At 74.7% G+C, this 5523-nt stretch carries 5 protein-coding genes; 2 read left to right on the forward strand and 3 right to left on the reverse strand.

The genetic code is table 11. The features are described from left to right. Positions 1-276: 276 nt before the first annotated feature. Entirely contained in the window at positions 277-1326 is a 1050-nt protein-coding gene (locus tag ACFV0O_RS41080; protein WP_380350071.1) for a trypsin-like serine peptidase, read from the reverse strand. A 98-nt stretch (positions 1327-1424) separates the two neighbouring features. Next, positions 1425-2540 carry a trypsin-like serine peptidase gene (locus ACFV0O_RS41085; protein WP_380350074.1) on the reverse strand — a complete coding sequence of 372 codons (1116 nt, stop codon included), beginning with the start codon at positions 2538-2540 and terminating at the stop codon, positions 1425-1427. A gap of 340 nt (positions 2541-2880) precedes the next feature. Here ACFV0O_RS41085 and ACFV0O_RS41090 point away from each other — a divergent pair, with 340 nt between their 5' ends. Both ACFV0O_RS41090 and ACFV0O_RS41095 read left to right on the forward strand, forming a co-directional pair. Beyond that, on the forward strand, positions 2881-3543 hold the full coding sequence (locus ACFV0O_RS41090) for a DUF4097 family beta strand repeat-containing protein (protein ID WP_380350077.1): 663 nt from the start codon (positions 2881-2883) through the stop codon (positions 3541-3543). A 96-nt stretch (positions 3544-3639) separates the two neighbouring features. Then, positions 3640-4449 (forward strand): alpha/beta fold hydrolase, encoded by an 810-nt coding sequence (locus ACFV0O_RS41095; protein WP_380350080.1) that lies wholly within the window; start codon positions 3640-3642, stop codon positions 4447-4449. 87 nt (positions 4450-4536) lie between these two features. Here the strand turns inward: ACFV0O_RS41095 and ACFV0O_RS41100 are convergent. Next, positions 4537-5523, reverse strand: a 987-nt coding sequence (locus ACFV0O_RS41100) for a hypothetical protein (RefSeq protein WP_380350083.1), incomplete at its 5' end; no start/stop codon positions are given.

Consider the following 5523-nt stretch of genomic DNA (forward strand, 5'->3'; position numbering starts at 1 on the left):
AGACCCCCCCCCCCCCCCCACCCCCGACACACCCCGGCCCGGTGGGCTCGGTTTGCTTAAACCCCCCCCGGGGCCGCCGGCGGCCGCCTGCGGCACAGGGGGCGAGGAGGGCCCGGGCGGGCGGGGCCCCGGACGAGGGCCGGGTCAGGATGCCGGGTCAGGTTGCCGAGCCAGGGGCCAGGCCGGGGGCCGAGCCAGGGGCCAGGCCGGGAGGCCGAGCCGGAGGCCGGGCCCGGGGCCCGAGCCCGGGGGCCAGGCCCCCGGGCCGGGCCGGGGTCAGACCGGGCGGGTCTGCGCCCAGTCGTAGAGGCGGTGGGCGCTGTCCCCCAGGCGGGTGGCGTAGAGCGTGCCGGCCGGGCCGCCCACGAGTTCGTCGGTGGTGGTGGTGACGCCGACGACGGTGCCGGTGCCGGTGCGGGGGTCGAACCGGGCGAGGTGGGGGCCGCCGCTCGCCCCGTGGCCCATGGTGCAGGGCTCGCCCCACAGCAGGGGGGCCTTGGGGCCGGGCCGGGCCGGTCCGGCGCAGTGGATCATGCGTGAGCCGGCGTAGAGGGCGGCGGCGTTGTTGAGCCGGTCCTTCGGGTACCCGAAGGTGTGGATGAACTCGCCCTCGGCGGGCTCGGTGAACGCGATCCGCTGGCTTCCCGTGACGTCCGCGATCCGCCGCCCCTCGGCGGAGGGGTTGGCGACGAGCACGGCCGCGTCGTGGCCGGCGACGGCGACGGCGTCGGAGGTGGTCGTGCCCGGGGCGGCGTCCCAGTGGGAGGAGGTGGCCATGGTCTTGATGCTGAAGCCGCCGAGCGGTTTCGTGCCGTTGCGGTAGCCGGGCACGAAGTACAGGTTGTGGCGCCAGGTGTCGTCGGCGGTGGGGGCGCCGACGCCCCTGAGGCAGTGCGCGGCCGTGACGAGGGTGCTGCGGTTCGCGCTGGTGACGACCGTCGCGGTGCAGCTGCCGTCGTAGCCGTCGGAGAAGGTGAAGAAGAGCCGGCCGATGTTCCGGTCCGCCGCTCCGCCGTGCGTCCAGACGGCTCCGGGGTCCGGGGTGTTCGCGGGGAGCGGGCGCGGGTCGTCGGGCGTGTCGTCGTCCTCGGGCACGGGGGTGATCTCGGGGACGACGGCGCCGGCCAGCTTCATCCGGGTGGGGGTCCAGTAGGTGTCGATCCGGCTGCGTTCCTGTGCGGTGGTGGCGCCGGTGTGGGTGGTGACGGAGTCCTGCTCCGCGGCGAGGGCCGTGGCCGGCGCCAGCGCGGCGATGGTGGCCGCGGTCAGCAGGAGGGCTCCCGCGGTGGCGAGCTTGCGGGGGAGGGTGCGGTGTGTGGCGGGCATGGTCACCGTTCTCGTTCGGGTGCGGTGTGCTTGACGGTCCGTCGGCGGGGTCGGCGGGGCCGGTGCTTCAGGCGTGTTCGGCGGTCGGGGCCGGCGTTTCAGGCGTGTTCGGCGGCCCGGTACAGCGGCTTGGTGATCGCGGAGGTGAACTGCGGGCCGACCAGGTGCCGGGTGCAGGCGGTGTCGCCGCGGGGGCAGGCCCGGCCGGAGGCGTCGAGGAAGGCGCCCTGGGTGTCGTCGCCGACCACGGTGCCGATCCCGGAGGACGGGTCGAGGTCGGCGATGCGGGGGCCTCCGCTGGAGCCGCCGCCCATCACGCAGGGGGCGCCCCACTGGCCGCGGGGCTCCGGGTGCTCCGTGGTGCCGGGGTTCTCGCGGGCGGGCCCCGTGCAGTGGGCGAGCCTGGCCCCGGTGTATTCGGGCAGGCCCGCGCGGGCGGGATCGCCGGAGGCCTCGCGCGGGTAGCCGAACTCGTGGACCACCGCGCCGCCGGGGCGGTCGAAGCCGATGCGCTGGGCGGCGCCGACGACGTCCTGGACGCGCCGGCCCGCGGCGTCGGTGTTCAGGACCAGGAACGCCTGGTCGTACGCGTCGTACGCCAGGGCGTTCTGCTCGTCGTTGAGGAGCCAGGTGGCGTCGGCGACCCCGGCGCGGGCGACGAACGCGCCGTAGGGCGCGAGGCCGTCGTGGTAGCCCGGCACGAACATCTCGTTCGCCAGCCACTCGTTGTTGTCGCCCAGGAGGTCGGGGCTGTTGACGCAGTGCGCCGCCGTGACGACGGTACTGCGGTTGGCGCTGTTCACGACGGTCGCGGTGCAGCTCTCGTCCTCACCGTGGTTGGTGAAGAAGAGTCTGCCCACCGTCCTGCTCAGGGTGTCGGCGCCGGTCCACGGGGCGCCGTCGGGGCCGCTCCTGGGCGCGGCGCCGGAGGACGGCGTGGTCAGGGCGGCGATCCGCGCGGGGGTCCAGTAGTCCAGGACGGCCTGCTGCTGCGCGGCCGTGACCGCTTCCGGATGGACGATCACCCGGCTCGCGGCCGCCGTGGCCGTGTCCGGTGCGGCGGCCCCGGCCGGCGCGGCCGACGCCGGGCCTGCCGCCGCCGCGACGACCGTCAGGGCCCCTGTCAGAGCTCCGGTCAGAACCGCCGTCAGGGCGGCTCGGGTGCGGGCTCGGGTGCGGGTGCTGGTGCTGGTGCGACCGTGTGTGGGTGGCATGTGTCGCACCGTAGGAGCTTCACGTCAGGGTCACGTCAGGAGTGGGTTTCGTCCTCCCCTCGAACACGTCAGGGTCCGGTAAAGAGCGTTTCATCCGTGTCTCGGTGCGGCCGCGAGCGGGCCGCCGGGCGGTGGCCCCGGATCCGCACCGGAGCGTTCACCCTTCACCATTGCAATGAACGAAAGCAGGGTCGTTGCGTTATCTGCACGCCAGTTGCAACACTTTTCGGCACTTCACCTGCAGAGATAGAGATTTGACGCAACGAGCACGTTGTCAGCTTCAGAAAGGCAACGTAGCGTTTCCGTCATCAGAAAGAACGACCGAGCACCGGAGAACACCATGCAGACCTTCGCCACCGCCGCGCCGATCACCGCCGTCCTCGACATCCCCGCCGGGCGCGTCCGGCTGATCGCCGCCGACCGCACCGACACCGTCGTCGAGGTCCGCCCCGCCGACCCCGCCAAGAACCGCGACGTGCGCAGCGCCGAGCAGACCACCGTCACCCACGCCGACGGCGTCCTGCGGATCCAGGCCCCCGAGAGCGGCAAGGCCCTGCTCGGCGCCGGCTCCGTCGAGGTCACCGTCCGGCTGCCCGCCGGCTCCCGCGTCGAGGGCCGCGCCGCCGCCTGCGAACTGCGCGTCGTCGGCCGCCTCGGCGACCTCGCCTTCGACGGCGCCTACCGCCACACCAAGATCGACGAAGCCGCGAACGTGCACCTCACCGCCACCGACGGCGACATCGAGATAGGCCGCCTCACCGGCACCGCCGACCTCACCACCGCCCGCGGCGACATCCACGTCACCGAAGCCCACCACGGCACCCTCACCCTCACCACCCGGGCCGGGAACATCACCGTCGGCGCCGCCACCGGCATCTCGGCCACCCTCGACGCCGGCACCACCCACGGCCGCACCCACAACACCCTGCGCAACGACGGCACCCCCACCCTCGACATCCGCGCCACCACCTCCCACGGCGACATCACCGCCCGCAGCCTCTGACCCACGCACCCGGACACCCCCACTCCCCCACTCCCCCACTTCCCCACTTCCCCACTCCCCCACTTCCCCACTTCCCCGCACGCAGGAAGGCACCCCATGAGCACCCACGTCCAGCCGTCCGCCTGGAGCGGCATGGTCCCCGTCGACGACACCGCCCTCGCCGTCACCGACAGCGGCGGCCCCGGCACCCCGGTGATCTACCTCAACGGCCAGTTCGCCACCCAGGGCTACTGGCGGCGCGTCACCGCCGAACTCGGCCACGGCTACCGGCACATCACCTACGACGAGCGCGCCCGCGGCCGCAAGTCCCACCGCTCGGCCGACTACTCCTTCGAGGCCGCCGTCCGCGACGTCGACGCCGTCCTCGCCGCCCGGGGCGTGGAGCGGGCCCTGGTGGTCGGCTGGTCCTACGGGGCGTTCGTCGCCGCCCACTGGGCCTCCCGCAACTCCCGGCGCGCCCTGGGCGCCGTCCTGGTCGAGGGCGCCCAGCCCCACGACTGGCTGGACGACGCCATGGAGCAGCGCATCCGCAAGCAGTTCCGCCAGTGGGGCTGGTTCCTGCCGCTGCTGCGCCCCACCGGCCTGGCCCCGCGGATGAACGCCGACGAGCTGGCGCGGTGCAACATCGAGCTGGGCCGGGTCGCCCGCGAACGCGAACTGGCGCCCGTGCTGGACGCCATCAGCGTCCCGACCCGGTACGTGGTCGCCTCCGGGGCGTCCCTGGGCAGCCGCGGCGACGAGCAGGAACGCATCCGGGCGAGCCTGACGGCGGTGGCCGCCCGCAACCCGGCCATCGAGATCAGCGCGAAGGTGGCGAGCAACCACGGCACGATCCTGAAGAAGGACTTCCGCGCCGTCGCCGACGCCGTGCGCGAGGTCACCGCCGCCGGCACCGCGGGGAACTGACGGCGCGCGCACCACAGGGCCCCGCACCACAGGGCCCCCGCGGCACAGCGCCCCGCGCCTCGGGGCCGGCGGCATGCGGCCCGGCCGCTACTGGGGGTTGCCGTTGGCGGCCAGGCGGGTGCCCATCTCGGCGTGGGCGCGCCGCGAGTGCGGGTTGGCCGGGTCGTGGACGAGCCGCAGGTAGTCGTAGAGGACCTGGACGCACCGGTCCCGGGTGGGGTAGGAGGCGTCGGCGGCCAGGCCGAGGCGGTCGGTGACCTCCATCAGCTTCCCGTCGGAGGCCGCGTACACCGGGTGCCAGACCAGGCGCACCGCCGGGTCGAGGGCCATGACCACGCGCAGCTGCGGGACCTCCTGCGCGATGAGGACGCTGTCGGGGTCGTAGGCCCGCAGGAAGATGTGGACGGGGCCGCGGGCGCGGCTCACGAAGGCCTTGGACAGGACGTTCCACATCGGCGTCTTGAGCAGCCAGTCCGGGGTGAGGACGAGTTTGTCGACCACGCCGCCGAAGGGGGTGGCCTCCAGCGGGGTGTGGCCCTTGCCGCGGGCGTAGTCGCTGACCTCCCGACCGCCGGACCACAGGGCCAGTGTGGGGGTGTCGATCTCCAGGTAGTCGCCGACGACCTTGACCAGTTCCTGGTACCAGCTGTTCGAGGCGCGGTGATCGCGCTGGTCCTGGCGTGCGGTGAAGGTCGCCATGGCCTCGTCGTTGAGCCGGCCCTGTTCGGCGATGCCGCCGAGGACGAGCTGCCAGGCGACGTCGGTGACGGCGTCGGGGAAGCCCGCCCGGGCCATCGCCTCGCGGAACGCGTCCCACTCGCCGTGCCCGGTCGGATCGGCGGCGTCGCGCCGCGCCTCCTGCCGGACGGCGGGGTCGCTCTGGCGCTGCAGCCGGCGGGTCACCGCCGCGTTGCCCACCGCCCTTTGCAGGGAGGCGAGTTCGGCGGGCCGCGCCCTCCCGGCGGCGGGCCGCGCGGCCGCCGGCGGGGGGCGCCGGGGCGGCGCCCCCCCCGGCGCCGGCGCCGGCGCCCCCGCGGTGGCGCTGCGGGGCCCGCGGCCCCCCCCCACCCCCCC

The sequence above is a fragment of the Kitasatospora sp. NPDC059577 genome (assembly GCF_042735475.1).
GTDB lineage: Bacteria > Actinomycetota > Actinomycetes > Streptomycetales > Streptomycetaceae > Kitasatospora.

What these genes read in the sequence shown, in the direction of transcription:
- ACFV0O_RS41080 (WP_380350071.1), bottom strand. Translation starts at nt 1,326, where the DNA reads ATGCCCGCCACACACCGCACCCTCCCCCGCAAGCTCGCCACCGCGGGA.
- ACFV0O_RS41085 (WP_380350074.1), bottom strand. Translation starts at nt 2,540, where the DNA reads ATGCCACCCACACACGGTCGCACCAGCACCAGCACCCGCACCCGAGCC.
- ACFV0O_RS41090 (WP_380350077.1), top strand. Translation starts at nt 2,881, where the DNA reads ATGCAGACCTTCGCCACCGCCGCGCCGATCACCGCCGTCCTCGACATC.
- ACFV0O_RS41095 (WP_380350080.1), top strand. Translation starts at nt 3,640, where the DNA reads ATGAGCACCCACGTCCAGCCGTCCGCCTGGAGCGGCATGGTCCCCGTC.